General features: G+C 40.8%; 26 protein-coding genes, 1 other RNA gene and 2 pseudogenes. 12 read left to right on the top strand and 17 right to left on the bottom strand.

Going from position 1 to position 26,216, the window contains the following annotated elements; all coding sequences use genetic code 11:
* Positions 1–84 precede the first annotated feature (84 nt).
* The 9 genes from J1G47_RS03245 to J1G47_RS03205 all read right to left on the bottom strand — a co-directional run bounded on the left by J1G47_RS03245 (position 85) and on the right by J1G47_RS03205 (position 5,985).
* On the bottom strand, positions 85–324 hold the full coding sequence (locus J1G47_RS03245) for an FAD assembly factor SdhE (protein WP_005711081.1): 240 nt from the start codon (positions 322–324) through the stop codon (positions 85–87).
* Entirely contained in the window at positions 324–1,268 is a 945-nt protein-coding gene (gene ispH / locus J1G47_RS03240; protein WP_021112801.1) for a 4-hydroxy-3-methylbut-2-enyl diphosphate reductase, read from the bottom strand. The genes J1G47_RS03245 and ispH overlap by 1 nt, the downstream gene beginning before the upstream one ends.
* Positions 1,269–1,757, bottom strand: a complete 489-nt coding sequence (gene lspA / locus J1G47_RS03235) for a signal peptidase II (RefSeq protein WP_021112806.1) — start codon at positions 1,755–1,757, stop codon at positions 1,269–1,271.
* 8 nt (positions 1,758–1,765) lie between these two features.
* Complete coding sequence (gene glnB / locus J1G47_RS03230; RefSeq protein WP_021112810.1) at positions 1,766–2,104, bottom strand: nitrogen regulatory protein P-II; 339 nt, start codon at positions 2,102–2,104, stop codon at positions 1,766–1,768.
* An 8-nt stretch (positions 2,105–2,112) separates the two neighbouring features.
* Positions 2,113–2,706, bottom strand: a complete 594-nt coding sequence (gene mog, locus J1G47_RS03225; RefSeq protein ID WP_207326750.1) for a molybdopterin adenylyltransferase — start codon at positions 2,704–2,706, stop codon at positions 2,113–2,115.
* A gap of 51 nt (positions 2,707–2,757) precedes the next feature.
* A complete protein-coding gene (locus J1G47_RS03220; RefSeq protein ID WP_021109920.1) occupies positions 2,758–3,120 on the bottom strand; it encodes a YbaN family protein in 363 nt (120 codons plus the stop codon).
* A 201-nt stretch (positions 3,121–3,321) separates the two neighbouring features.
* Positions 3,322–4,083: a biotin--[acetyl-CoA-carboxylase] ligase gene (locus J1G47_RS03215; protein WP_016527462.1), complete on the bottom strand. Its 762-nt coding sequence runs from the start codon at positions 4,081–4,083 to the stop codon at positions 3,322–3,324.
* Positions 4,084–4,089: 6 nt separating this feature from the next.
* The gene (gene murB / locus J1G47_RS03210) at positions 4,090–5,118 is read right to left on the bottom strand and encodes a UDP-N-acetylmuramate dehydrogenase (protein WP_035494676.1); all 1,029 of its coding nucleotides are present in this window, start codon (positions 5,116–5,118) and stop codon (positions 4,090–4,092) included.
* Between the two features lie 3 nt (positions 5,119–5,121).
* The gene (locus J1G47_RS03205; protein WP_015939712.1) at positions 5,122–5,985 is read right to left on the bottom strand and encodes a YicC/YloC family endoribonuclease; all 864 of its coding nucleotides are present in this window, start codon (positions 5,983–5,985) and stop codon (positions 5,122–5,124) included.
* Positions 5,986–6,075: 90 nt separating this feature from the next.
* Here J1G47_RS03205 and rph point away from each other — a divergent pair, with 90 nt between their 5' ends.
* Entirely contained in the window at positions 6,076–6,810 is a 735-nt protein-coding gene (rph, locus tag J1G47_RS03200) for a ribonuclease PH (RefSeq protein WP_160428080.1), read from the top strand.
* Positions 6,811–6,918: 108 nt separating this feature from the next.
* Here the strand turns inward: rph and J1G47_RS03195 are convergent, their stop codons facing one another.
* The 6 genes and pseudogenes from J1G47_RS03195 to yceD all read right to left on the bottom strand — a co-directional run bounded on the left by J1G47_RS03195 (position 6,919) and on the right by yceD (position 12,550).
* On the bottom strand, positions 6,919–7,797 hold the full coding sequence (locus J1G47_RS03195) for an NAD(+) kinase (protein ID WP_021111199.1): 879 nt from the start codon (positions 7,795–7,797) through the stop codon (positions 6,919–6,921).
* Positions 7,798–8,060: 263 nt separating this feature from the next.
* Positions 8,061–9,518 (bottom strand): annotated as a pseudogene (locus tag J1G47_RS03190) (pyridoxal phosphate-dependent decarboxylase family protein); the annotation flags it as partial.
* Positions 9,519–9,528: 10 nt separating this feature from the next.
* A pseudogene (locus tag J1G47_RS03185) lies at positions 9,529–10,506 on the bottom strand (diaminobutyrate--2-oxoglutarate transaminase family protein); the annotation flags it as partial.
* 285 nt (positions 10,507–10,791) lie between these two features.
* A complete protein-coding gene (gene plsX / locus J1G47_RS03180) occupies positions 10,792–11,817 on the bottom strand; it encodes a phosphate acyltransferase PlsX (RefSeq protein ID WP_005711066.1) in 1,026 nt (341 codons plus the stop codon).
* Between the two features lie 26 nt (positions 11,818–11,843).
* Entirely contained in the window at positions 11,844–12,005 is a 162-nt protein-coding gene (rpmF, locus tag J1G47_RS03175; RefSeq protein ID WP_005711065.1) for a 50S ribosomal protein L32, read from the bottom strand.
* Between the two features lie 20 nt (positions 12,006–12,025).
* Positions 12,026–12,550 (bottom strand): 23S rRNA accumulation protein YceD, encoded by a 525-nt coding sequence (gene yceD / locus J1G47_RS03170; protein ID WP_021115246.1) that lies wholly within the window; start codon positions 12,548–12,550, stop codon positions 12,026–12,028.
* A 185-nt stretch (positions 12,551–12,735) separates the two neighbouring features.
* Here yceD and dapD point away from each other — a divergent pair, with 185 nt between their 5' ends.
* The 5 genes from dapD (at position 12,736) to accC (ending at position 17,313) form a co-directional block, all read left to right on the top strand.
* Positions 12,736–13,560 carry a 2,3,4,5-tetrahydropyridine-2,6-dicarboxylate N-succinyltransferase gene (gene dapD / locus J1G47_RS03165; protein WP_005711063.1) on the top strand — a complete coding sequence of 275 codons (825 nt, stop codon included), beginning with the start codon at positions 12,736–12,738 and terminating at the stop codon, positions 13,558–13,560.
* A gap of 55 nt (positions 13,561–13,615) precedes the next feature.
* Positions 13,616–14,623, top strand: a complete 1,008-nt coding sequence (gene bioB, locus J1G47_RS03160; protein WP_005711060.1) for a biotin synthase BioB — start codon at positions 13,616–13,618, stop codon at positions 14,621–14,623.
* A 159-nt stretch (positions 14,624–14,782) separates the two neighbouring features.
* The gene (gene aroQ, locus J1G47_RS03155) at positions 14,783–15,226 is read left to right on the top strand and encodes a type II 3-dehydroquinate dehydratase (protein ID WP_015939704.1); all 444 of its coding nucleotides are present in this window, start codon (positions 14,783–14,785) and stop codon (positions 15,224–15,226) included.
* A 197-nt stretch (positions 15,227–15,423) separates the two neighbouring features.
* Positions 15,424–15,894, top strand: coding sequence for an acetyl-CoA carboxylase biotin carboxyl carrier protein (accB, locus tag J1G47_RS03150; protein ID WP_075620644.1), 471 nt, complete (start codon positions 15,424–15,426; stop codon positions 15,892–15,894).
* 75 nt (positions 15,895–15,969) lie between these two features.
* Entirely contained in the window at positions 15,970–17,313 is a 1,344-nt protein-coding gene (accC, locus tag J1G47_RS03145) for an acetyl-CoA carboxylase biotin carboxylase subunit (protein ID WP_005711056.1), read from the top strand.
* Positions 17,314–17,399: 86 nt separating this feature from the next.
* Here the strand turns inward: accC and grcA are convergent, their stop codons facing one another.
* Positions 17,400–17,783 (bottom strand): autonomous glycyl radical cofactor GrcA, encoded by a 384-nt coding sequence (gene grcA, locus J1G47_RS03140; protein ID WP_005711050.1) that lies wholly within the window; start codon positions 17,781–17,783, stop codon positions 17,400–17,402.
* A gap of 196 nt (positions 17,784–17,979) precedes the next feature.
* Between grcA and ung the strand changes: the two genes are divergently transcribed.
* Positions 17,980–18,642, top strand: coding sequence for a uracil-DNA glycosylase (gene ung / locus J1G47_RS03135; protein WP_005711048.1), 663 nt, complete (start codon positions 17,980–17,982; stop codon positions 18,640–18,642).
* 30 nt (positions 18,643–18,672) lie between these two features.
* Here the strand turns inward: ung and J1G47_RS03130 are convergent, their stop codons facing one another.
* Positions 18,673–19,839 (bottom strand): chorismate mutase, encoded by a 1,167-nt coding sequence (locus J1G47_RS03130; RefSeq protein ID WP_010786112.1) that lies wholly within the window; start codon positions 19,837–19,839, stop codon positions 18,673–18,675.
* A 160-nt stretch (positions 19,840–19,999) separates the two neighbouring features.
* Between J1G47_RS03130 and prlC the strand changes: the two genes are divergently transcribed.
* From prlC to J1G47_RS03105, 5 genes are all read left to right on the top strand, one after another.
* Positions 20,000–22,051, top strand: coding sequence for an oligopeptidase A (gene prlC / locus J1G47_RS03125; RefSeq protein ID WP_005711045.1), 2,052 nt, complete (start codon positions 20,000–20,002; stop codon positions 22,049–22,051).
* Between the two features lie 156 nt (positions 22,052–22,207).
* Positions 22,208–22,588, top strand: an RNA gene (gene rnpB, locus J1G47_RS03120) — RNase P RNA component class A.
* A 121-nt stretch (positions 22,589–22,709) separates the two neighbouring features.
* Complete coding sequence (locus J1G47_RS03115) at positions 22,710–23,351, top strand: DUF1007 family protein (protein WP_010786114.1); 642 nt, start codon at positions 22,710–22,712, stop codon at positions 23,349–23,351.
* A complete protein-coding gene (locus J1G47_RS03110) occupies positions 23,342–24,319 on the top strand; it encodes a nickel/cobalt transporter (RefSeq protein ID WP_075592145.1) in 978 nt (325 codons plus the stop codon). Before J1G47_RS03115 ends, J1G47_RS03110 begins: the two co-directional genes overlap by 10 nt.
* 202 nt (positions 24,320–24,521) lie before the next feature.
* Entirely contained in the window at positions 24,522–25,970 is a 1,449-nt protein-coding gene (locus J1G47_RS03105; protein ID WP_207326748.1) for an alanine/glycine:cation symporter family protein, read from the top strand.
* The last annotated feature ends 246 nt before the right edge of the window (positions 25,971–26,216 follow it).

The raw sequence follows: 26,216 nt of genomic DNA, 5'->3' as shown, positions 1-26,216 counted from the left end.
CTTTTGGGTTTTCCCACACACAAACAGGGATTATAAACAACCATTTTATCTAACATGCTAAATACTTTACCTACATATCATTACTCAATAGACCAATTTCGATTGAATCAATCTCACCATCTCTTGCAATGCCTCTGTTGGCGGTGTGTCTTGATTCATAAACCAGCGGAACAGTTCGGGATCGGTATAGCGAAGCATTTCCACGAAAGTGCGCTGTTGTTCAGCGGTTAAACTATCAAAATGTTCTTGATAAAACGGCATAATCATTTTATCTAATTCACGCATACCTCGACGGCATTCCCATTCAATTCTAAAACGATTCATCAGTTTACCTCCGTAATGCGTAGCTCTCTTGGCACTTCAAATACGGTATTTTCTTCACAACCTTCCAGTTCTTCAACTTTGGTAACACCCAATGTTTTTAAGTGTTCAACCACTGACTGCACCAATATTTCAGGGGCAGATGCACCTGCAGTAATACCGATAGTTGTTACCCCTTGTAGCCAGTTCGGATCAATGTCCTGCGGCCCATCAATTAACTGTGACGGTGTTCCCATTCGAGAAGCCAACTCGGCTAAACGATTTGAGTTGGACGAGTTTTTAGACCCCACTACTAGCACTAACTGTGCTAATTTCGCCAATTCTCTCACCGCTTGCTGACGGTTCGTAGTGGCATAGCAAATATCATTTTTACGCGGACCTTGAATTGCAGGGTATTTCTGTTTTAAGGCTTCAATCACATCGCTGGTATCGTCGATAGATAAAGTAGTTTGGGTCATAAAAGTCAGATCCTCATCTTCTTTTAAGCCAAGTTTAGCAATATCTTCCACATCTTCTACAAGGAAAATACCCCCTTTCTCATTATCATATTGCCCCATTGTGCCGACGACTTCAGGGTGTCCTTCGTGTCCGATTAAAATCGCTTTTGTGCCTTTTTTGCTCGCTCTAGCCACTTGCATATGGACTTTGGTTACAAGCGGGCAGGTTGCGTCAAACACTTTCAACTCACGACGTTTAGCTTCGTGGCGAACGGATTGAGAAACGCCGTGAGCAGAGAAAATCACAATAGCACCGTCTGGTACTTCATCAAGCTCTTCAACAAATATCGCCCCTTTGGCTTTTAATCCGTCCACCACAAAGCGATTGTGTACAACTTCGTGACGCACATAAATCGGTGCGCCGTGAATTTCAAGTGCAAGCTCTACAATTGAAATAGCACGATCTACACCTGCACAGAATCCTCTTGGATTCGCTAAAATAATGTTCATTTAATTACTCTTTTTACTTTTACGATGTTCTAAAATGGATTCTAAAATCAGCAATCCTGCCCCCACCACAATACCAATATCGGCAATGTTAAATACAGGATAATGATAAATGTCCCAATAAAAATCTAAAAAATCAACCACATAGCCATTATAAGCACGATCAACCGCATTGCCTATTGCCCCACCAATAATCAAGGCATAAGCTGAATTTTGCAGTTTGAGCTCCGCTTTATTTTTAAACAGCATTACAATCAATGCAATAGAAATGACAATAGCTAAACCTAAAAAGAAATATTTTTGCCAGCCTGAGTGATCCGCTAAGAAGCTAAACGCCGCCCCATAGTTTCTCACATACGTAAGATTAAAGATCGGCAGAACATTCACGCTTTCATAAAGCTCAAAGCGTTGTACCACAATGTATTTGCTCAATAAATCTGTGATTAATACCACGGCACTTAACCACAACCACGATAAACCTGTTTTTTTCATTTTATTCCTTAAATTGCTTCTTCGTTCTCTTCGCCCGTACGAATACGAATAACACGTTCTACATTATACACAAAGATTTTACCATCGCCGATTTTGCCTGTTTGTGCGGTATCAATGATCGCTTCAATACATTCATCAACTTGCTCATCAGCCACAATAATTTCTAATTTCACTTTTGGCAGGAAATCAATCGCATATTCTGCCCCACGATAAAGTTCCGTATGCCCTTTTTGACGACCAAAACCTTTGACTTCAGTGACCGTCATTCCCGTAATTCCCACATCCGTTAATGCTTCACGGACATCATCTAATTTGAATGGTTTAATAATCGCTTCAATTTTTTTCATAAGTTATCCTATCTTCTCGCTGATTTCGGTCTAAAACTCTCACAAATTTCAGGGTAAGTTTCAATATAAATGTCGCTTAAAAGTTGTAAACAGTAGGGAACTGCACTGAAAACACCACGAACAAGCACTTTTCCATCTTGATCTTTCACCCCTTCCAAAGTTTCTTTAATTGCTTTTGGCTGTCCTGGTAGGTTTAAAATCAGTGAGCTATGTCGAATTGCCCCCACTTGACGAGAGAGAATGGCGGTTGGTACAAAATGTAGGCTCACTTGTCGCATCTGTTCGCCAAAGCCAGGCATTTCTCGATGGGCAACAGCTAAGGTCGCATCGGGTGTAACATCACGTTTAGCAGGGCCTGTACCGCCTGTGGTTAAGACTAAGTGACAAGCGAGGTTATCGACTAATTCAATTAGTGTTTGCTCAATAACCGCTTGTTCATCAGGAATTAGACGAGTTTCAAGTTCAAAAGGCGTGGTAATGGCAGTTTGTAACCAAGCCTGTAATTCAGGAATGCCTTGATCGGCATAAACACCGGCAGAAGCTCGGTCAGACACGGAAACTAAGCCAATTTTTAAGATTTCTTTGCTTAAACAAGCGGTCATTTTCTTTCTCTTTTTGCAAATTTAGACAGCTTGTTATTTTACCTTGAGAGCCTATTTTTCTAAAGTCTTAATCTTAAAGATGAAGTAATAATATTGAAAGATAATCACAGCAATTAAGATCAGTTTGCCGATGATGTGAGGGATTACAAAGAAAGCAAAAATACAGAATGGCACAGAAAACGCCAAAATACTGATTTTCTGTTTAAGTGTCATGGCTCGTGTTTGATCGAAAGACTTGAGATATTTGGAATAGATAGTGGTAGATAAGAACCACTGTTTTAGTCGTTTAGAACCTTTGCCAAAGCAATATAATGCTAAAAGCAAAAACGGAGTGGTTGGTAACCCAGGTACAATAATACCGATTAAACCTAATATCATTGAGATAAAACCGAGTAAGATGAATAGTGCTTTCATGTATTTAAGGGAAAAGTAGTGATGGATGTTGATAATACGTTAATTCAATTCATTTTTCAACGAAGCAAGCAACTAGAAAGTATATAACTATTTTTACAGCCTAAAAAAGCATAGTGGACAAAAGAGTTGGTTCTGTTTTTCTAACTTTCACTAACTCTTTTGATTACGGCATCCCTAAAATATGAATTGAGATAGGGACGATTAGTTTCCTCTCAATGACATTTCACCTGTCGCAAAACGGCGGATAATTTCTCCTTGCTGTAAAATCAATTCCCCTTCTTCATTAATCCCAAGGGAGATCCCATGAATTTCTTCATTTTCAGTGATTAATCTAACCGCTTGATGACGGAAAATATCAAACTGTTGCCAACGTTCCGCATAGGGTTCAAAGGTGGTTTGTGGGTAAGTCACTAGGGCATTTTGTAAATGTTTAGCTAGCTCAGCAACCAGTTGGGAACGATCTATCTGATGTTCTGAGAGATCGCTCCAAGCCTGCGTTACCACATTTTTATCGACAGTGTTCATTCCTAAATTCAAGCCGATGCCAATCACAAGGTAAATTCCCGTTTTATCGACACGGCTCTCAATTAGAATGCCCCCCATTTTTTTACCTTGATAGTAAATATCATTGGGCCATTTAATTTGAATATGCGGTACGTTCAGTGTTTGGAAGGTCTCGGCAATTAATACTGAGACCACTAAACTTAGTGATGAGAGCTGTGGAATATCCAATGAAGGATAGTGCCATAACATTGAAAAATAAACGTTTTGACTTTCAGGTGAATACCACTGCCGTCCACGTCTGCCACGCCCCGCCGTTTGGGACTCTGCAACACAAAGTGAGCCTGACGGTAAGGTTTTATAGTGCGTCAGTAGATATTCGTTAGTAGAGTCAATCTCTTTAAATACAAGAGTTTGTCCTTGCGTTAATGCCGATGTAATTAAATGTTGATCAAATCCCATTACCGATCACCTTGTCACAAATTCACTATCCACTTCGCCCTGTCGTCCCATAAAACGTACTTCTGGGTGTAATTCCACGCCAAATTTTTCACGGACTTGACGACGGACTTCTTTGGCTAGTGCCACAACATCAGTCCCAGTAGCATTCTCTTTATTAATCAGCACCAACGCTTGTTGGGTATGAACTGCCGCTCCACCGATTTGGAAGCCTTTTAAATTTGCTTGGTCAATCAACCAGCCCGAAGGTAATTTGACCGAACCGTCCGCTTGCGGATAGTGTGGAATATTCGGGTGAGCGGTTTGAATCTGCTGAAACTTTGCAAAGTCCACCACAGGATTTTTAAAGAAACTGCCTGCATTACCAAACTCATCAGGATTTGGTAATTTCGCTCGGCGTACGGCACAGACTTCATCAAACACTTGCTGTAGCGTTACTGTGTTTGGATCAAATTGTGCCAAAGAACCGTAATTTAAAACAGGTTGCCACGCCTTTGCTAACTTCAAACCGACAGCCACAATCGCATAATGCTCACGATATTGATGCTTGAATACACTTTCTCGATAGCCAAACTCACACTCGTTTTTCGTTAAACGGAACTGCTCACCCGTTTTAAGATTTAGCACATCGACATAATCGCAAACACGCTCAAATTCCACCCCGTAAGCCCCGATATTTTGAATCGGTGCAGAACCAGCAACACCAGGAATTAACGCCAGATTTTCAAGCCCGCCAATTCCTTGCTTCAACGTCCATTGCACAAGTTCGTGCCAATTTTCACCACCAGCAACTTGTAGATAGTGAAAGTGGTCGTCTTGACGATGCTCGATCCCTTTGAGCTTATTGACTAATACTGTGCCGTCAAAATCATCTAAAAACAGCACATTAGAGCCTTGCCCTAACAATAAAATCGGTTGTTGTGCGTGATCAGCTTTTTGCCATTCGGTTAATAGTTGTTCAATACTGTTGAACTCGATAATGACCGATGCTTTTGCAGGCAAATGAAAGGTATGAAATGGGGTTAAGGTCTGACTCATTGACTACTCCAAATTCTGAATTTGCTCACGCATCTGTTCAATTAACACTTTCAACTCAACGGCAGAATTAGTGACATCAGCGTTAATCGATTTTGATGCCAGCGTATTCGCTTCACGATTTAGCTCTTGCATCATAAAGTCTAATTTACGTCCAACTGCACCGCCTTTTTTCAAAATAGACGTGGTTTCTTTGACGTGTAGCTGTAATCGGTCTAACTCTTCCGCCACATCGACTTTTTGAGCCAGTAGTACCATTTCTTGCTCTAAACGTTGTGGATCAAGTTGCAAGTTCAGTTCATCAAAACGCTGTTGCAAGCGGTCTTTTTGCCACTGTAAAACGCTCGGCATTTGAGCCTGTACTTTTGTCGCTTCTGTGGCAATAGCGTCTAAACGTTGTTGAATTAAGGCTTGTAAATTCGCCCCTTCACGTCCACGCATTGCGATAAATTCTGTAAGGATCTGCTCAAAACCGTATAATAAATCTTGGCTGATCTGGTCGAGATCTTGATTTTGGTTATCGACAACCCCAGGGAAACGCAGAATATCCACCAAGTTAATTTCGCCTTCTTGAGCCGTTTCTTTTAGCCATTGTAATGAACTTATCACCTGTTTGGCATACTCTTGATTTAAAGCTAAGCCATTGTTTTGATTAGCATTTAATTCAATGCGTAAACTACACTCTACTTTACCACGGGTTAGTGTCGTACGCAGACGTTCACGCAAGGTCATTTCCAAATTGCGAAAGGCTTCAGGCAGACGGAAATAAGTTTCTAAAAAACGTTGATTAACCGAACGGATTTCCCATACGGCGTTACCCCACTCTTTTTTAAGCTCAAGGTGGGCGAAAGCGGTCATACTGTAAATCATTGTACTCTTTTCTCTTTGTTACAAAATTTGGCATATTGTACTTGGTATTCTGCTAGAATAGGGGAAATTTTTTAGAGAAAGGGAATAAATATGCGTCCAAATAATCGTCCTGTTGATCAAACTCGTCCTGTAAAAATCACTCGTAACTATACTCGCTATGCCGAAGGGTCTGTGTTGGTAGAATTTGGTGAAACCAAAGTGCTGTGTAATGCCACTGTCGAAGAAACTGTACCACGTTTTCTCAAAGGGCAACAACAAGGTTGGGTGACAGCCGAATACGGTATGTTGCCAAGAGCAACCCATAGCCGAACCCAACGTGAAGCGGCGAAAGGCAAACAAGGCGGTCGTACAATGGAAATTCAGCGTTTAATCGCTCGCTCTTTGCGTACTGTCGTTGATTTGAAAGCCTTAGGTGAGCGTACAATTACAGTAGATTGTGATGTGATACAAGCCGACGGCGGTACACGCACAGCGTCTATCACAGGGGCTTGCGTTGCGTTACACGATGCGATTAACAAATTGATCGCCGATGGCTTATTGAAAGAAAATCCGATGAAAGGATTAGTGGCGGCAATTTCTGTAGGGATTGTCGATGGGCAAGCGGTCTGTGATTTGGAATATGTGGAAGACTCTAACGCAGAAACCGATATGAATGTGGTGATGGTTGAAGACGGTCGTTTAGTGGAAGTACAAGGCACTGCCGAAGGTGAACCGTTCAGCCATATGGAATTATTGCAACTCCTTGATTTAGCACAGAAAGGGATTGAGCAGTTGTTTGAAGCACAGCGTCAGGCGCTAAATGCAACTTCTGATGTTATACGATAGTCGTACAAAAATTAAAATTTTAAGAAATCATTTAGGGGATTATTCCCAGCAATATTGGGGCATAGTAGACAAAATAGTCGCTATGCCAATTTTTTGAAACATATTATGTCAAAATAACTTACTCAACCAGCCCAATTTTGAACCTAAAACATTAAAGTAGTTGTAATCTTTTAAATGCAATAGACGCAACTTATCCGGGCTTTTTTGCACAAGAATACGTTCATCAGGGCTAAACGGCAGTAAACGTTGGCTATCACAGCTAATCACTAAATTTGACTGATTGTACTCAGCAAAACGCATTGAAATAACACTATCGCCATCGACAACCAAAGGACGAGAAGAAAGGCTGTGTGGGTTCATCGGAACAAGAGCAATCGCATTTAAATTAGGGGTTAAGATTGGGCCACCAGCGGAAAGCGAATAGGCGGTTGAACCTGTAGGTGTTCCAATAATTAACCCGTCGGAACGTTGCGAAAAAGCAAATTTGCCATCAATACTCACTTCAAAATCAATAGTACGAGCGATTTGGCTAGAGTGAACGACAACTTCATTGAGAGCATTATTTGCTTCAATGATCTTACCATTTTGCTCAATTTTCGCATCAAGTAAGAAACGTTCTTCAATCATAAACTCGCCACGCTCAAGACAACTATGCAGTTGCTCAAAGGCTGTTTGAGGGGCAATATCTGTTAAAAAACCAAGATTTCCACGGTTAATGCCAATCAGTGGTACACGATATTTCGCTAATTGCCGAGCCATACCCAGCATATTACCGTCACCACCAATCACAATTACTAAATCCGCCCATTCGCCAATTTCTGCAATGCTCATCGGGTTAGCTAAATTGAGTTGAGTGGCAATTTTTTCTTCGACTAACACATTATATTTACGATCTTTTAGCCAGTTATACACAGCTAAATGCGTTTCTAAAGCTATATCGTGACGAGGTTTGCCGACAATCGCAATGGTTTGAAATCTACGGTGCATCATTTGAACTCGTTATCTAATAAAATTTGGCTATATGGTAGTACGCAATCTGCTGTTTGTCATCTTTTTCCTATCAGCTTACTAATTGTTTAAATCTTAGGGATAAATAAAAAATTACCCTATAAAATAGGGTGTCATCTATTTTATAGGGTTAGCATGAATTTAACTAAAAATGAACTAAATAAAAGAGTTATTGATGATTTCTTATTCGTTTTATAGCGTATAAATTAATTTTTATTCATCATCCTAGAAACTCTTTATGTTTAATCAATCGCCGGTGTATATTCACCTTTTGCAATTGCATCTTTGATACGCTCTGCTTCACTCAATACTTGAGCTAATAAAGCCTGAACGTTTTCTAAGGTCGCAATTGGACTTAAGGTGGTCATTTTTAGCGATTGTATGTTGTTCACTTTGGTTACGCCGATATTCGCTTCGCCACGGGCAAAGAGTTCATCTGCAACGTTCTGGTTCAAGGTATCAACAAACTCTGCTGGGTAGCCTTGCGGTACAACACGGAACAACACGGAAGCGAATTGAGGTTCAACTAATAGCTCTAAGCCGTCGGTCGCTTTGATGTAGTCTGCAACGGCACGAGTTAATTTCACGCCGTGGTCAATCATTGAGCCGTAAAGATTTTCACCAAGGGCTTCCACCGTAAACCATAATTTTAATGCGTCAAAACGACGGGTGGTTTGTAGTGATTTTGTCACTAAGTTTGGTACGCCGTGTTCTTCGTCATACTCTGAGTTGAGATAATCTGCTTTGTAGTCGATGTAGCGGTATTCGTTTTCATCTTTTAATAAAAACGCTCCACAAGAGATACTTTGGAAGAAGTGTTTGTGGAAATCAAGGGTGATTGAGTCGGTGAGCTCGATACCGTCTAGGAAGTGGCGATATTCATTGGATAGCAGTAATGCACCGCCCCACGCCGCATCAACGTGTAACCAAACACCGAATTTGTTGGTAATCGCACGAATGGCTTTGAGTGGATCGATCGCCCCTGCGTCCGTTGTGCCTGCTGTTGCCACAACGCAAGCCACAACTTTGCCTTCTAAATAAAGTTTGGCTAAGGTTGCTTCCAACGCATTGGTGTCCATTTGGGCATTTTCATTGCACGGTACGGTCACTACAGATTGGAACCCCATTCCCATCATTGCCATATTTTTTTGCACGGAGAAGTGTGCGTTTTCTGAGCAAACCACTTTCACCTTTTGCATTGCATCAGGCGGAATACCGTCACGTTGCACCGACCATTCCGTGCCGTCCGCATTTTTCCAGTATTTTGCAATGCACGCATCACGGGCAAGTAATACGCCCATTAGGTTAGATTGCGTACCACCTGAGGTGAAAACCCCCGCTTGTCCTTTGTCGTAGCCCACTTTTTCACGCAACCACTCGATGAGTTGCACTTCCATTAATGAACCTGCTGGGCTTTGATCCCAAGAGTCCATTGATTGATTGGTGGCATTGATTAATACTTCGGCGATTTGGCTGGTGACCATTGTTGGACAGTGTAAATGAGCCAAAGAGTGTGGGTGGTGTACTTTTAAACTTTTGTTGAGGAATAATTCAATTAAGCGATCTAGGGATTTAGCAACGCCTAAGCCTTCTTTTGGCGGGTTAAAGGCAATTTCTGAGCGTAGCTGTTTAATGCTACCGCCAGTGTACATTTTTTCATTTTGTAGCCAGTTACTCACCGCTTGTACGGCAGTTTCCATTGATCTTTGAACCTGTTGCCATTGCTAATTGGTTACCACGGAATGTACCTGTGTGTCCTGCTGGTTGCCAAGCGTCAAACTCTTTTTTGATCGCAAGTACAGCAAGCGGTAAGCTACCACCTACAGCTTTTGACATCACAACAACATCTGGCTCAATGCCTGCGTGTTCAAAGGCGAACATTTTACCTGAACGGCAGAACCCTGCCTGAACTTCATCTAAAATCAACACAATTCCGTGTTTTTTCGTTACTTCACGGATTTTTTGTAACCATTTCACTGGTGCGGTAACCACACCGCCTTCACCTTGAATTGCTTCAAGAATAACAGCTGCTGGTTTTACCACACCGCTTTCAACATCTTCGATAAAGTTCTCAAAATAGTAAGTTAAAGCATCAACACCTGCTTCACCGCCGATACCTAATGGGCAACGGTATTCGTGCGGATATGGCATAAACTGTACGCCTGCCATTAAGTTTTGCACGGCATTTTTCGCATTAAGGTTACCTGTCATTGAGAGCGAACCGTGGGTCATACCGTGGTAGCCACCTGAGAATGCAATTACATTACCGCGACCTGTATAGGTTTTCGCTAATTTGATTGCTGCTTCTGTGCCGTCCGCACCAGAAGGGCCACAGAATTGTAAACGGTATTCACCTTTCGGGAAGAAAGAGAGTAGTTCTTCGGTAAAAGCATCTTTTAACGGCGTAGTTAAATCAAGGGTATGAAGCGGTAAACCACTTGCTAATACATCTTGAATAGCCTGAATAACGGCTGGGTGATTATGTCCGAGTGCTAAAGTACCTGCACCAGCCAAGCAATCTAAATATTCGTTACCTTCAACGTCAGTGACCCAGCAACCTTGTGCTTTTGCAATTGCAAGCGGTAATTTACGAGGATAACTACGAACATTCGATTCCATTTCGTTTTGACGAGTTAAGTAATATTCGTTAGTTGCTTGATTGATCGGATTTACAGGAATTGTTGTCATTTGAAAATAGACCTTCTATAAGAGGTTAAAAAAATAAGTCGGGTGCCTTGCGGGAAGCCTAAGCTTTCTTATCTTGAAAGATAAGATGCCTTGGGGCATTTGACTCGCTACTTATTAAAAAAAGCGTTTCAGCTTTTTTGTTTTTACCCTATTGCTCCCTAGGATTGGATAGGTTGGAAACAACGCCTCAAATGTTGGGTTATATTTGAGGACGGCGTATAGTAGCGATTTTTAAAAAAAAGAAAAGTTTTTTCTGAATAAAACTTTACCTGTGATACAGCGAGCTTAATTGTTTAGAATAAGTCTTTGGGAGATTTTTGTAGGGATGTTATTTTTAATTTGTTGTTTGGCGTAATCAATTGCATAGAAAAACGCTCGCTCACTTGCCCCACCATGGCTTTTTACAACCACGGACGATAAGCCGAGCAGTGTGGCACCGTTATGGCGATCAGGGTTGATCTGTTGTAGCTTTTTATAGTAACGATAAAAGATTAAACGTAGTAAATAACGTTTGGTATTGCGACAAAGATGTGAATCTTCCGTTGTTTTTTTAAAGAGTGAAAGGATATTTTTTGCCGCACCTTCAAGTGTTTTAAGTGCAACATTACCGCTAAATCCATCGCAGACAATTACATCAGCAAGATGATTCATTAATTTATCCCCTTCTAAGAAGCCAATGTAATTTAGATGATTACATTGTTTTAATTGCTGGTGAGCATCTCGAATTTGCTGTGTTCCTTTATGCTCTTCTGTTCCAATATTCAGCAACGCTAAACGTGGATAGACCAAATCCAACATCACTTCTGCAAACACATTGCCCATTTCCGCAAACTGAAGCAATAGTTCACTATCTGCTTCAACGTTTGCACCAAGATCTAACATCACACTTGAGTTGCCGTTGATTGTTGGAATCAAAGATGTTAATGCGGGACGATCAATGTTTGGCAAGGGTTCAATCAATTGTTTTGCCAGCCCCATTAGTACACCTGTATTTCCGCCACTTACACAGCCTTGAGCATTTCCATTTTCTACCGCTTCAATCGCTAAACGCATTGAACTGCCTTTACTTTGACGAATCGCTTGCACAAAAGGCAAGTCTGCTTCGATCACTTTTGTTGTATGGACTAATTCGATACGTTGTTGAATATCGGGAGAAAGTTTATTGAGATAGGGGGATATTTCAGCTTGGTCTCCGAACAAGATGCAACTGAGTATTGGATGTTGAGCCAACGCAAGTGATAATGCGGGGATAGTAATACGGGGACCAAAGTCCCCGCCCATCGCATCTAACGCAAGAGTTAGATGAGTCAATTTAAACCTCTACGAGATCCAATTGATTATTTGATTTTACGACCACGGTAATAACCGTCAGCGGTAACGTGGTGACGTAAGTGGGTTTCGCCACGTGCATCTACAGATACTGCAGCTGTGGTTAATGCATCGTGTGAACGACGCATATCACGACGTGAACGAGATTTCTTATTTTGTTGAACAGCCATTGGCTATACTCCTACTAGATCTAGTTTTTCTTTAAATTAGCTAATATTGCGAAAGGATTTGGTTTCTTTGCCAGTTCTTCTGGTAATTCGCCAAAAACTAATTCGCTTTCGGACACTTCACAGTGTTCATCGGTATGCATCGGCACTAGGGGTAATGACAGAATGAATTCGTCTTCTATCATATCTAGCAAATTTATCTCACCAAAAGAATCAACTTCAATTGGTTCATAAATCTCGGGCAAATTGTCCGCCTGATCCATATTAGACACTGGACTGAAACAAAATGTGCAGTCGAGTGTTTGCGTAAATGGGTTACTACAACGTTGACAGTCTAGCTCCACATCAACTTTCGCAGTGCCTTTAACCACTGTGAGTTTTTGCGGATCAACATATAACGATAAAGTAACTTGTGCATCGCCCAGCATTTGACCAACAGATTCACCCAAACGGCTAAGTAGGTTCGCAGAAATGTAGCCTTCGTAGTCCATTCGACGCTGAGCGTCTTTATATGGGTCAATAGTTAGGGGTAGTTTTACCTTTTGCATAGGGTGCGAATATTACAGATTTTGAAGTAACTAGTCAAAGAGAAAATCTGGATTTGTAAAAAATCCGTAGAATCATGCCGCTTATATGTATCTATTACATTATTTTGTGAAATTTAGTAGCAATCCCATCGCTTATATGTTAAAACGTTCGCCGTTTTTATTTAACTTACAAGAAGGAAATGCAAATGTCATTACAAGCAATTATTGAAGCGGCGTTCGAGCGTCGTGCTGAAATTACTCCAAAAACTGTTGATGCACAAACTCGTGCGGCTGTCGAAGAAGTGATTAAAGGATTAGATAATGGTTCACTGCGTGTTGCAGAAAAAATTGATGGTGAATGGGTTGTTAATCAATGGGTGAAAAAAGCGGTTTTACTTTCATTCCGTATCAACGACAACGAAATCATTGATGGTGCAGAAACTAAATACTACGACAAAGTGCCGACCAAATACGGTAAATATAGCGAAGAACAGTTTAAAGCAGACGGTATCCGTGCTGTACCAGGTGCGGTCGTTCGTCAAGGTTCACACATCGAGAAAAACGTAGTATTAATGCCATCATTCGTAAACATCGGTGCTTATGTTGGCGAAGGCACAATGGTGGATACTTGGGTAACGGTGGGTTCTTGTGCGCAAATCGGTAAAAACGTGCATTTATCAGGTGGCGTAGGTATCGGCGGTGTGTTAGAGCCGTTACAAGCTAACCCAACGATTATTGGTGATAACTGTTTTATTGGCGCACGTTCTGAAATCGTAGAAGGTGTGATTGTTGAAGATGGCTGTGTGATTTCAATGGGTGTGTTTATCGGTCAATCAACCAAAATCTATGATCGTGAAACAGGCGAAATCCATTACGGTCGTGTTCCTGCCGGTTCTGTGGTGGTTTCAGGTAGCCTTCCTGCAAAAGATGGTTCACACAGCTTATACTGTGCAGTGATCGTGAAAAAAGTGGATGCGAAAACATTAGGTAAAGTGGGTCTTAACGACTTATTACGTTCTATCGAAGAGTAATTTTCGCACTGAATGGCACAAGCAACGGCTTGTGCCTCTTTTTTGGAGATCTTGTATGACGACCTATTCGCTACGTTTAAAAGCCAAAAATGAGCTCACGCCGCATCCAACGGCACAATATTGGCGTAAATGCCAAGTTGAAGAACTTTTTGATTTGCCTTTTATGGACTTAGTTTTTCGGGCGGCAGAAATTCATCGACAACATTTTGATCCAAATGCCATTCAACTTTCTACGCTACTTTCCATTAAAACGGGCGGTTGCGCTGAAGATTGTGAGTATTGCCCACAATCTGCCCGCTATGACACGGGTGTTGAAAAGCAAAGTATGCTTGATGTGAACTATATTGTTGAGAAAGCCCAAATTGCCAAGGCTCGAGGAGCAAGCCGTTTTTGTATGGGAGCAGCGTGGCGAGGTCCTAAACCTAAAGATATTGAGACGGTCTCCGCCATCATTAAAGCGGTCAAATCCCTAGGTTTAGAGACTTGCGGTACTTTCGGTATGTTAGAAGAAGGTATGGCGGAAGATTTAAAAGAAGCTGGATTAGATTACTACAATCATAATTTAGATACCGATCCAGAACGCTATCATCAGGTCATTCACACTCGTTCTCACGATGATCGAATGGATACCTTAGGTAAAGTGCGCTCCGCAGGGTTAAAAATCTGTTGCGGCGGTATTGTTGGTATGAATGAAACAAGAGCTGAACGAGCCGGACTTATCGCCAGCTTAGCCAATCTTGATCCTCAACCAGAGAGCGTGCCGATTAACCAATTGGTTAAAGTGGCAGGCACACCACTTGAAAATGCAGAAGATCTCGATTGGACAGAATTCGTGAGAACCATTGCTGTTGCGCGTATTACGATGCCAAAAAGTTATGTTCGCCTTTCAGCCGGGCGTAGCAATATGCCGGAAGCCATGCAAGCCTTGTGTTTTATGGCCGGTGCAAACTCGATCTTTTATGGGGATAAATTATTAACGACGGAAAACCCAGAAGAAGATGGCGATAGAGTGCTGATGGAAAAATTGAATTTATATCCATTAAGTTGTTCGAATGTTGAATGATAAAAGTAATTACAACATAAGTAGCTAAATTCTCTCCCCTCTCCCTGTTTTTTCTTGTAAACGAAGCAAAAACTGCCCCTCTCCCACAAGGGGCGAGGGTTAGAATTTGATAACATTGCAAAATCTTGCTCATTTTTAACCGCTTGTAAGGATAATATAATGAAAAAAATCTTGTTATTAAACGGACCTAATTTAAATATGCTAGGGAAACGAGAGCCCCATATTTATGGTTCACAAACCTTAGCCGATATTGAAAACCACCTCCAACAATTAGCGAAGGCAAGAGGCTATTGTCTAGAGTATTTTCAAGCAAATGGCGAAGAGCCGATTATTAACCGTATTCATCAATCATTCCAAAATACCGATTTCATTATCATTAACCCCGGTGCGTCTACTCATACCAGCGTTGCTTTGCGTGATGCTTTATTGTCAGTTGCTATTCCTTTTGTTGAAGTCCATTTATCCAACGTACACGCCCGTGAACCTTTCCGTCATCATTCCTATTTAAGTGATGTCGCAAAAGGCGTGATTTGTGGATTAGGGGCAAAAGGTTACGATTACGCCTTAGATTATGCTATTCAATTTCTAAAGAGTGGGAAATAAATCCATTTTTTGTTGTCTGAAGTAAAAAAAAGAAAACTGAACTGCTACGATTAGTGGCAAATTTGCTAATAAATTCGGCAAATTTATCAGATTTTCGTCGCAAATTAATAAAATTTCAGGTAATCTACGCAAAATTTTGCTCTATGTTCTTTGAACATAGAGTTTGTTTATTTTTACATTCAAATACGGATCTCATTATGGATATTCGCAAAATTAAAAAACTTATCGAGTTAGTTGAAGAATCAGGCATTACTGAATTAGAAGTGTCTGAAGAAGAAGGCACAGTACGTATTAGCCGTGCAGCACCAGCAGTTGCACCTGCGGCAGTACAATATGTTACTGCACCACAAGCAGCGCCAGCACCTGCAGCAACCCCTGCACCAGCAGCTCAAACAGCACCTGCGGCAGCGCCAGCACCAACAGCGGAAGTATCTGGTCACGCGATTCTTTCACCAATGGTAGGAACATTCTATCGTAGCCCAAGCCCAGAAGCAGCTCCATTTGTTGAAGTGGGTAAAACCGTGAAAGTAGGCGACACACTTTGTATCGTTGAAGCAATGAAAATGATGAACCGTATCGAGTCAGACAAAGCAGGGGTAATCAAAGCAATCCTTGTAAACGACGGCGAAGCGGTTGAATTTGATCAGAAACTCTTCATTATTGAATAATCCATTTCTTACAAGCGGTCAGATTTTTGCAAAAAATTGCACGAAAAAGACCGCTTTCAATTAAGGGTATCTCTTATGTTAGAAAAAGTTGTCATTGCAAACCGTGGCGAAATTGCATTGCGTATTCTGCGTGCGTGCCGTGAACTTGGCATTAAGACGGTTGCTGTTCACTCAACGGCAGACCGTGAGTTGAAACACGTTCTCCTTGCGGATGAAACAGTATGTATCGGTCCTGCGCCATCAACAAAAAGTTACTTAAATATTCCTGCGATTATTGCCGCTGCAGAAGTAACTGGTGCTGATGCGATTCACCCTGGTTATGGTTTCTTATCTGAAAACGCAAACTTCGCAGAACAAGTAGAAAATTCAGGCTTTATCTTTATTGGTCCAACAGCAGATGTAATTCGTTTAATGGGCGATAAAGTTTCTGCAATTAATGCGATGAAAAAAGCAGGCGTACCTTGTGTGCCTGGTTCTGGTGGCCCTATCGGTAATGATGTCGCCAAAAATAAAGAAATTGCACAGAAGATTGGTTATCCAGTGATCATTAAAGCATCTGGTGGCGGCGGTGGTCGTGGTATGCGTGTGGTTCATCACGAAAAAGATTTGGAAGAATCTATTGCGATGACCAAAGCAGAAGCGAAAGCAGCCTTTAATAACGATATGGTTTATATGGAAAAATACCTTGAAAATCCACGCCATATCGAAATTCAAGTGCTTGCAGATACACACGGCAATGCGGTTTATTTGGCAGAGCGTGATTGCTCTATGCAACGTCGCCACCAAAAAGTGGTAGAAGAAGCACCAGCGCCAGGCATTACCCCTGAATTACGTCAGTTTATCGGTGAACGTTGTGCGAATGCGTGCCGTGAAATCGGCTATCGTGGTGCAGGTACATTTGAATTTTTATTTGAAAATGGCGAGTTTTATTTCATTGAAATGAACACCCGTTTACAAGTAGAACACCCTGTCACAGAAATGATTACAGGTATTGATCTTGTAAAAGAACAGCTTCGTGTTGCTGCAGGTTTACCAATCTCAGTTAAACAAGAAGATATTAAAGTGCGTGGTCACGCGATTGAATGCCGTATTAATGCGGAAGACCCAAGTACATTCTTACCATCACCGGGTAAAATCACCCGTTTACACGTTCCAGGTGGATTAGGTGTTCGTTGGGATTCTCACATTTATGCTAGCTATTCAGTCCCACCGCATTATGATTCAATGATTGGTAAATTGATTACCTTTGCTGAAAATCGTGATATTGCAATTCGTCGTATGGAAAATGCATTGTCAGAAACGATCGTGGAAGGAATTAAAACCAATATCCCACTTCATAAACAGATTCTTTCTGATGAAAACTTCTGCAAGGGTGGAACGAATATCCACTATCTTGAGAAGAAATTGGGTTTAAAATAATGATATAGTAGAAAACATATCTGCTACTATGTCAAAATAGATACAATAAAGCCCTACCTTACGGTAGGGCCTGAGAAAAGATGTAATTATAAACTTTCAGTGAAAGTACGAGTAATAACATCACGTTGTTGTTCTGGTGTTAATGAGTTAAAACGAACTGCATAACCAGAAACACGGATAGTTAATTGTGGATATTTCTCAGGGTTTTTCACTGCATCTTCTAATGTTTCACGACGTAATACGTTTACGTTTAAGTGCTGACCACCCTCAACTTTAATGGTTGGTGCAACATTAACTGGGACTTCACGGTATGAAACTTGACCTAATTCGCTGATTGCAACTATTTGGTCTTCTTGGAAATCACCTTTAGCTGCTAAGCAACGTGCTTCATTTTTCTCTTCATCTAATAACCAGAAAGAGTTTAATAAGTTTTTGTTGGTAGATTCAGTGATTTGTACACCTTTGATCATTTTTAGCTCCTAGTATGTTGGGTAAATTATAAAAAAAGTTTAAAGTTTCAAAAAATTTTGAGCATTCTAACTTTAATCCTTTAAAAAGCGAGAAAAATTTAAGCATTTTTATCAAAAAAAACTGATGATGGCTTAAAAAATAGACAAGAGTTAACAGTTCATTTTAATTTTTAACAATTTAATAATAGGATAGAATATGAACAGTTGGACTGATGCCATTGGGGAAGAAAAAACACAACCCTATTTTCAACATATTTTGCAATATGTACATCAAGAACGTTTAGTTGGAAAAGTAATTTACCCACCTCAAAATGAAGTGTTTAGTGCTTTTGCTTTAACTGAATTCAAAGATGTGAAGGTAGTTATTTTAGGGCAAGACCCTTATCACGGCCCCAATCAGGCACACGGTTTATCTTTTTCAGTAAAACCAGGAATTGTTCCGCCTCCCTCGCTGGTTAATATGTACAAAGAATTATCCCAAGATGTTGGGTTTCAAATACCATCACACGGCTATCTCATTGAGTGGGCAAAACAAGGGGTGCTATTGTTAAATACGGTTCTCACCGTTGAGCAAGGAAAAGCACATTCACACGCCAATATCGGTTGGGAAACCTTTACTGATAAGGTGATCCATCAACTCAATCTACATCGTGAAAATCTGGTATTTTTGCTTTGGGGAAGCCATGCTCAGAAAAAAGGACAATTTATCGATCGCTCTCGTCATTGCGTTCTCACAGCCCCTCACCCATCACCGCTCTCTGCACATCGTGGCTTTTTAGGCTGTCGCCATTTTTCAAAAACCAATGATTACCTTCGTTCTCACGGAGTCGAAGAAATTAATTGGCAGCTGCCATTATAAGTAACATGCTAGGAATATCTAAGAGATTTCCTAACTTATATTGTTGATTTGGACTGGCTCAATAATTTCACTTGGATAGCAACCCAATACTTTTAAGAAACTCGTCACTGTTTTAAGTTCTTTCAAGGCATTTTGGGTATTTTCATTGTGAATATTGGCATCTAATTCCACATAGAACATCTCTTCCCACGGTTTACCATAAATAGGTCGAGATTCAAGTTTAATCATACGAATGCCGTGTTGCTTGAACACCATCAACGCATCAACCAAAGCACCCGCTTGTTGAGTCGTCGTCATTAATAACAAGGTTTTGGTCTGTACTTGTGGCGAAACATTGATAGTTTTTTTAGACACTACAATAAAGCGAGTAATATTGTTTTCTTGATTCGCAATACCACTTTTTAACACGCTTAAACCGTACAATTTCCCGCCATCTTCATTACCTAACGCAACGCAATTTGGTTTATTTAAACGAGCCACTAACTGCATAGCGTGAGAACTACTTTCACAGTATTTGATATGCACTTTATCTAAACTATGAATAAATTGGCTACATTGTTGTGCAGGTTGTGGGTGGGTATAAATGGTATCCACTTGGGCAAAATCAGCATTGTTTGTTCCTAAAACACAGTGTTTAATAGGATAAGCTAATTCGCCTACAAGGGTTAAGTCTGTATGTTGCAACAAATCATAAACTTCATTGATAGAACCTGATGTGGTATTTTCTAACGGCAACACGCCATAATCGGCTTCATCTTGCTGAACTTTTTCAAAAACTGAATCGAAAGATTCGCAACTGAGTTCCACTAAAGAAGCCGTGCTGTTTTTCATAAACTGGCGAGAAGCAAGATGAGAATAAGAGCCACGCATACCTAAAAATGCAATGGTGGCATTTTCTTGATTCTGATTCAGTTTATTTTGCAAGTAATGTTGCTGTGTTAAGACAGAGTCTTCAATGATACGTTGGAAAATTTGCGTAACATATTGTGGGTCAAGTTGATAATTTTCCGCTTGAGCAAAACTAACCAATTCTTGTAACAGTTGTTTTTCACGTTCGATATCTCGTAGAGGCTTTTTCGTGATCTCTTTGCTTCTCACTACATCGAACGCAAGTCGATGACGCTCCGATAATAATTTCAATAAGTTGCGGTCAATTTGAATGATTTGTTGTCGAATATCCGATAAATCTAAAGACATTGCGTTTTCCTAAGCGGTCGGTTGTGTTTAATTTTTTGCAGTTTGCAGTTTGTATATAACTGAAATTTTAACGGCTTCCCCCATAAATCACAATCAACTAATGAAAATAATCGCTAAAATGGTAAGATGTCGCACTTTTATCAAATAAAGAGGAAATCGAATGTCAAATCCACTTTTAAACAACACAAGTTTACCTAAATTCTCTCAAATTCAACCTGAACACGTTGTGCCTGCTATTGAGCAGTTAATTCAACAATGCCGTGATACGATTGAACAAGTTTCTCAAATTAATACACCAACGTGGGAAAACTTCTACCTACCGCAAGCAATCACAGGAGATAAACTCTCTCGTGCGTGGTCGCCTGTTGGGCATCTCAATTCAGTAAAAAATAGCTCTGAATTGCGTGAAGCTTATCAAGCGTGTTTGCCGATGTTATCCGAATACAGCACTTGGGTTGGGCAACATCAGGGGTTGTATCAAGGCTATGTCAAACTGAAAAATAGCCCTGAGTTTGCCACTTATTCGCTCGCTCAGAAAAAAGCGATTGAAAACAGCTTGCGTGATTTTGAGTTATCAGGGATCTCATTGCCAGCAGATAAACAAAAACGCTATGGCGAAATTTCTGCTCGTTTATCTGAACTTAGCTCACAATTTAGCAACAATGTCCTTGATGCAACAATGGGTTGGGATATTGTGATTGAAGACGAAGCGGATCTAAAAGGTTTGCCAGAGTCAGCACTTGAAGGGGCGAAACTTTCAGCACAAAGTAAAGAGAAATCAGGCTACCGCTTTACCCTTGAATTTCCAAGCTATTTGCCTGTGATGACCTATTGTGAAAACCGTGAGCTTCGCCAGAAAATGTATGAAGCTTATAACACACGAGCGTCAGATCAAGGTCCAAATGCAGGTAAATGGGATAACTCTGCACTTATGGCGGAAACCCTTGAGTTACGCTTAGAGTTAGCTAAATTACTCGGTTTTGAAAACTATGCCGAGCTTTCCCTTGCAACCAAAATGGCGGAAAACCCAACGCAAGTGGTTGATTTCTTGGAAGGTTTAGCAAATCGTTCTAAAGAGCAAGGCAAAAAAGAGTTAGCTGAGCTAAAAGCCTTTGCAAAAGAGAGCTATGGCGTAAGCGAATTACAGCCGTGGGATATTGCGTTTTATAGTGAAAAACAGAAACAAGCCTTATATGCGATCAACGATGAAGAGTTGCGCCTTTATTTCCCTGAAGAACGTGTGCTTTCGGGGTTATTTGAACTGGTGAAACGCATTTTTGGTATGCGGGTGGAGGAGCAGAAAGAATTTGATAGCTATCACGAGAATGTCCGTTTTTTCAATATTTTCGATGAAACTGACCGCTTGCGTGGTTCATTCTATTTGGATCTATATGCCCGTGAAAATAAACGTGGCGGTGCTTGGATGGACGATTGTATCAATCAAAAACGTCTAGCGGACGGTTCATTACAAAAACCTGTTGCCTACTTAACCTGTAACTTCAATAAACCGATTGGCGATAAACCAGCTCTGTTTACACACGATGAAGTTACTACGCTGTTCCACGAGTTTGGGCATGGTATTCACCATATGCTGACCGAAATTGATGTGGGTGACGTTTCAGGGATTAACGGCGTGCCGTGGGACGCAGTTGAGCTACCAAGTCAATTCCTTGAAAACTGGTGCTGGGAAGAAGATGCCCTTGCCTTTATTTCAGGACATTACCAAACAGGCGAGCCACTACCAAAAGAGAAATTGACCCAGTTGCTGAAAGCGAAAAACTTCCAAGCAGCAATGTTTGTGTTACGCCAGTTAGAATTTGGTTTATTCGATTTCCGTTTACATATGAGTGAGCCGAAAGAAAATATTGTGTTAGATACGCTAAAAGCGGTAAAAGCACAGGTTGCAGTGGTGGAATTACCGACTTTCGTGCGTACCCCACACAGCTTCTCCCACATCTTCGCAGGGGGCTATGCCGCAGGCTATTACAGCTACTTATGGGCAGAAGTATTATCGGCAGATGCCTTTGCACGCTTTGAAGAGGAAGGTATTTTTAATCGTGAGGTTGGGCAGTCTTTCCTAGATAATATCTTAACCCGTGGCGGTTCAGAAGAGCCGATGGTCTTGTTTGAACGCTTCCGTGGTCGCAAACCTACGTTAGATGCGTTGTTAAGACATAAGGGGATTGCTCGTCAAGAGGATAAGACTTGGTAGCATAATACATTAAAGAAAAGAGCTGGCTTGTATGCATTAATTTGAAAATTGTTGAATATAAATCATATATTCCAAGTGATTCAATCAACGTTGATAATAGGGATGAGACAATTCATTTTGTTGCAAAAGTTCATAAATCCGCTATACTCGCCAGCCTGAGTTGGTTAGACAATCGCTGGTTTATTGAAGCCCTTAACCGTTCGTAAGAACGACCTAGTGGGACAAGTAAACGAGAGGAAAGTCCGAGCTACACAGGGCAGAGTGCCAGATAACGTCTGGGAGGCGTGAGCCTACGACTAGTGCAACAGAGAGCAGACCGCCAGTTTCTGCTGGTAAGGGTGAAAGGGTGCGGTAAGAGCGCACCGCGTGAGTGGTAACATTTCACGGCACGGTAAACTCCACTCGTAGCAAGACCAAATAGGAATCCAACGAGTTGCCCGCTTGGGATTCGGGTAGGTTGCTCGAGCGTATGTGTGAATGTACGCCTAGAGGAATGATTGTCCACGACAGAACTCGGCTTATCGACCGACTCAGCCTAATTTTTAAGAGCGAACAGATTTTGTCTGTTCGCTTTTTTATTGAAGCATGTCGGAACAAAAAGCCCTTATAAAAGTCTGATATAATGATTTTAAAATTGATTTCATTATAAGGATTTCAAATGCTTAAGCGTTTTTTTATCGGCACGATTTCGTTATTACTCTCTTTTTCTGTATTTGCCCACCCACATTCTTTCCTTGATATGAAAAATAAAGTGTTAATTCAACAAGGTAAGCTGGAAGGTTTTGAATTGTACTGGACACTTGATGAGATTACATCAGCTGAACTGATCTATGAAATCAACAGCAGTAAGGATAAAAAACAGGCAATGAATAAAATTTTGCGTGAGTTAGATGAATCTGCGGTGAGTACCCACTATTTTAGCGAGCTTTATAATCAGCAAAATGAACCGATTAAGTTTAAAGCTAAACCGCATAACTCGTCCGTTGAAATTCAGCATAATCGTATTATTTACCATTTCACCTTGCTACTGGCTGAACCTAAAGCGGTAAAAGGGCAGTCATTCCGTTTTTTTACCTTTGAGCCAAGTTATTACTTAGCAATGAATTACGAAAAAGCGAGTGATGTCAGTAGCACAGAGCAAAATCTTTGTAAAGTTGAGATGATTGAGCCGACGGTAAATCAATCTTTGCGGTTGTATGCATCGACATTAGATAAAAATGAAACCCCCGATATGCCAGCAGAACGTGGCTTGTCTTTAGGCGCACAATTTGCGCAAAAAGTGAGTATTGTATGTCAATAAAGGCAAAGTATTGGGCTGGGATAGCGATCGGATTGGTGGCTCTTTTTGCGATTTATCAGGCTTATCCCTATCTCTTATTTAAAGTCAGCGAGTGGCAGAGGGAATTTAATTTTGCCCTTTCAGGGGCGTTAAATCGTCTAAACGAAAACCAGCAACAGGCAGGGCTGAGCTTAATGGCGGTGAGTTTTATCTATGGCGTGTTTCACGCCGTCGGCCCAGGTCACGGTAAGTTTATTCTGACCAGCTATCTCTCTTTTGAACAAACCAAACTGCCACAAGCGGTAAAAATCACGTTGTTGTCTGCGTTAGTGCAAGGCTTGGTGGCGATTGGGTTAGTGACGATTATTGTGGTGATTTTTACCCTTTCTCGTAGCTATTTTAATCTAGCGTTAAAATGGGTTGAGCGAGGCAGTTTTGTTGTAATGATGTTGTTTGGGCTTTATTGGTGTTATCAAGCGTTAAAAAGCGTGAGAGCAAAGCCAAAGGGCTTTCAAATTCGCCATTTGCAAAAAATAGCCCCAAAATCACCGCTTATTACTGCTCATCATCAACATTCTGCAGATTGTGGCTGTGGGCATAAACATTTGCCAAGTTCATCTGAAATGGCAACTGCAACGGATTGGAAAAGCACGCTGATGTTGATTTTTAGCATTGGCTTACGCCCGTGTTCAGGGGCAATTTTAGTGCTGTTTTTAGCTTATACCTTGGATTTGTACCTGTGGGGGGTAGCTTCTGCGTTATTAATGGCAACGGGAACGGGGCTAACGCTAACGCTTTTTGCCTGTTTGGTACTTTTCGCTCGCCGTAAAGCGGTGCATATTAGCCATTGGTATCTTTCATTTTCTGCTCACAAGCGGTCTGTTTTATTCGGAAAATTGCTGATTGGATTACTTTTGATCGGTTTTGGTTTTACCTTATTCCACAGTAGTTTGTTAGATACAAGCCAAAATCTTTTGTTTAAGCGTTAAGTTATGTCATATTCAATGGACACCAAGCGTGGTGTCCCTTGTATTATTTGCTAATTAGACAGAATTTGTTATTTAAACCAGTCCAGCTCGCTAAATAACTAATCATTAACTTTTTTTATCATTTTAATTAAAAAAATCTTTTCAAAAGATAAAAAATCGTTAAAATGCCGAAATTGTTTTACTTTTTTATGAGGTCTTTTCGATGGATAGCATCGTTTCAATTTTTGAAGATGTTTTAAAATGGATCGTGAACACGATTGACGGTCCACTTTGGGATATTACTGTATTAACCCTTTTAGGTGCTGGTTTATTCTTTACCATTACCACTGGCTTAGTTCAATTACGTTTATTACCTCGTAGTATCCGTGAAATGTGGTCTGGCCGTGCTGCAGAGGGCGAGTCATTAACCCCGTTCCAAGCCTTTGCAACAGGCTTGGCAAGCCGTGTGGGTGTGGGTAATATCGGTGGAGTTGCGACTGCTATCGCATTAGGCGGACCAGGTGCAGTGTTCTGGATGTGGATCACAGCGTTAATTGGTATGAGTAGTGCATTTGCAGAATCATCATTGGCACAGGTTTATAAAGTGCGTGATCCAAACGGTATGTTCCGTGGAGGCCCAGCTTATTACATTAAGCGTGGTTTAAAAGCTCCTTGGCTTGCGATTGCCTTTGCAATTACCTTAATTTTTACCTTCGGTTTTGCGTTCAATGCGGTTCAAGCAAACTCTATCGTTGAAGCAACGCGTAATGCGTGGGAATGGGATCCGCATTATGTGGGCATTGTGTTAGTGATTGTGACTGCAGCGATTATCTTCGGTGGGATTAAACGTATCGGTCAGGTTTCAGCGAAAGTTGTGCCGATGATGGCGTTATTCTACTTAATTATGGCAATGATCATTTTAGGGATGAATATTGAGCGAGTACCTGAAGTTTTAAATAAAATTATTACCAGTGCCTTTGACTTTTCTGCAATGGCTGGCGGTATCTTTGGTTCATTATTCTCACAAGCGATGTTAATGGGGATTAAACGTGGTTTATTCTCAAACGAAGCGGGTATGGGTTCTGCACCAAACTCAGCGGCAACGTCAGATGCAAAACACCCTGCAAGTCAAGGCTTAATTCAAATGTTAGGGGTATTTGTGGATACCATTATTGTATGTACTTGTACCGCAATCATTATTTTAATGTCTAACGATTATGGTAGCGAATCATTGCGTGGCGTATCTTTAACCCAAAAAGCGTTAGAGTTCCACATCGGTGAATTTGGCTTACACTTCTTAGCCTTTATCTTATTGTTATTCTGCTACACTTCAATTATCGGTAACTATGCTTATGCAGAAAGCAATATTCGCTATATCCGTAACAAACCAAGTTTCGTATTAGCCTTCCGTTTAATCGTGTTATTTTTCGTTTACTTCGGTGCTGTGCGTGATGGCGGTATTGTTTGGGCGTTTGCCGATACCGTAATGGCATCAATGGTGATGATCAACTTAGTGTCTATCGTTTTACTTGCTCCAATTGTTTGGGTTATCTTAAAAGATTACCAAAAACAAGTGAAAGCAGGGGTAGAGCAGCCTGTATTCAAAATTGAAGATCACCCAGAGCTTATTCGCCGTGGTGTTGATCCGTTAATTTGGAAGTCAAAAGAGTAACCTATTAAAAGTTTAATCTAATAAGATCCCTGCTTATCATGCAGGGATTTTTATGAGGTATAGGGATCTTAAGTAGATTTATATGTATTATTTATTTCTAATTACATAGATAATCTAGTTTTTATCTGTTCTATATTCCCCCTAAAGTAACCGCTTCAGAAATTAGAATAGCGGTTTTTATACAGCCTTAATTTATCTATTTTGTGAAGTCGATCACAGATTTGATAAAAGGATTAAGGCATTTTA

The sequence above is a fragment of the Glaesserella parasuis genome (assembly GCF_017352235.1).
Taxonomy (GTDB): domain Bacteria; phylum Pseudomonadota; class Gammaproteobacteria; order Enterobacterales; family Pasteurellaceae; genus Glaesserella; species Glaesserella parasuis.
Note: the sequence above shows the minus strand (reverse complement) of the source record. Positions and strands in the feature narration are given on the sequence as shown.

Coding starts and splice junctions, on each gene's coding strand:
- dapD (WP_005711063.1), top strand. CDS start 12,736: ATGTCATTACAAGCAATTATTGAAGCGGCGTTCGAGCGTCGTGCTGAA.
- bioB (WP_005711060.1), top strand. CDS start 13,616: ATGACGACCTATTCGCTACGTTTAAAAGCCAAAAATGAGCTCACGCCG.
- J1G47_RS03110 (WP_075592145.1), top strand. CDS start 23,342: ATGTCAATAAAGGCAAAGTATTGGGCTGGGATAGCGATCGGATTGGTG.
- mog (WP_207326750.1), bottom strand. CDS start 2,706: ATGACCGCTTGTTTAAGCAAAGAAATCTTAAAAATTGGCTTAGTTTCC.
- rpmF (WP_005711065.1), bottom strand. CDS start 12,005: ATGGCTGTTCAACAAAATAAGAAATCTCGTTCACGTCGTGATATGCGT.
- accC (WP_005711056.1), top strand. CDS start 15,970: ATGTTAGAAAAAGTTGTCATTGCAAACCGTGGCGAAATTGCATTGCGT.
- accB (WP_075620644.1), top strand. CDS start 15,424: ATGGATATTCGCAAAATTAAAAAACTTATCGAGTTAGTTGAAGAATCA.
- J1G47_RS03220 (WP_021109920.1), bottom strand. CDS start 3,120: ATGAAAGCACTATTCATCTTACTCGGTTTTATCTCAATGATATTAGGT.
- rph (WP_160428080.1), top strand. CDS start 6,076: ATGCGTCCAAATAATCGTCCTGTTGATCAAACTCGTCCTGTAAAAATC.
- J1G47_RS03245 (WP_005711081.1), bottom strand. CDS start 324: ATGAATCGTTTTAGAATTGAATGGGAATGCCGTCGAGGTATGCGTGAA.
- J1G47_RS03215 (WP_016527462.1), bottom strand. CDS start 4,083: ATGGGATTTGATCAACATTTAATTACATCGGCATTAACGCAAGGACAA.
- J1G47_RS03105 (WP_207326748.1), top strand. CDS start 24,522: ATGGATAGCATCGTTTCAATTTTTGAAGATGTTTTAAAATGGATCGTG.
- glnB (WP_021112810.1), bottom strand. CDS start 2,104: ATGAAAAAAATTGAAGCGATTATTAAACCATTCAAATTAGATGATGTC.
- J1G47_RS03115 (WP_010786114.1), top strand. CDS start 22,710: ATGCTTAAGCGTTTTTTTATCGGCACGATTTCGTTATTACTCTCTTTT.
- aroQ (WP_015939704.1), top strand. CDS start 14,783: ATGAAAAAAATCTTGTTATTAAACGGACCTAATTTAAATATGCTAGGG.
- grcA (WP_005711050.1), bottom strand. CDS start 17,783: ATGATCAAAGGTGTACAAATCACTGAATCTACCAACAAAAACTTATTA.
- ung (WP_005711048.1), top strand. CDS start 17,980: ATGAACAGTTGGACTGATGCCATTGGGGAAGAAAAAACACAACCCTAT.
- J1G47_RS03195 (WP_021111199.1), bottom strand. CDS start 7,797: ATGCACCGTAGATTTCAAACCATTGCGATTGTCGGCAAACCTCGTCAC.
- murB (WP_035494676.1), bottom strand. CDS start 5,118: ATGAGTCAGACCTTAACCCCATTTCATACCTTTCATTTGCCTGCAAAA.
- yceD (WP_021115246.1), bottom strand. CDS start 12,550: ATGCAAAAGGTAAAACTACCCCTAACTATTGACCCATATAAAGACGCT.
- J1G47_RS03130 (WP_010786112.1), bottom strand. CDS start 19,839: ATGTCTTTAGATTTATCGGATATTCGACAACAAATCATTCAAATTGAC.
- ispH (WP_021112801.1), bottom strand. CDS start 1,268: ATGAACATTATTTTAGCGAATCCAAGAGGATTCTGTGCAGGTGTAGAT.
- J1G47_RS03205 (WP_015939712.1), bottom strand. CDS start 5,985: ATGATTTACAGTATGACCGCTTTCGCCCACCTTGAGCTTAAAAAAGAG.
- lspA (WP_021112806.1), bottom strand. CDS start 1,757: ATGAAAAAAACAGGTTTATCGTGGTTGTGGTTAAGTGCCGTGGTATTA.
- prlC (WP_005711045.1), top strand. CDS start 20,000: ATGTCAAATCCACTTTTAAACAACACAAGTTTACCTAAATTCTCTCAA.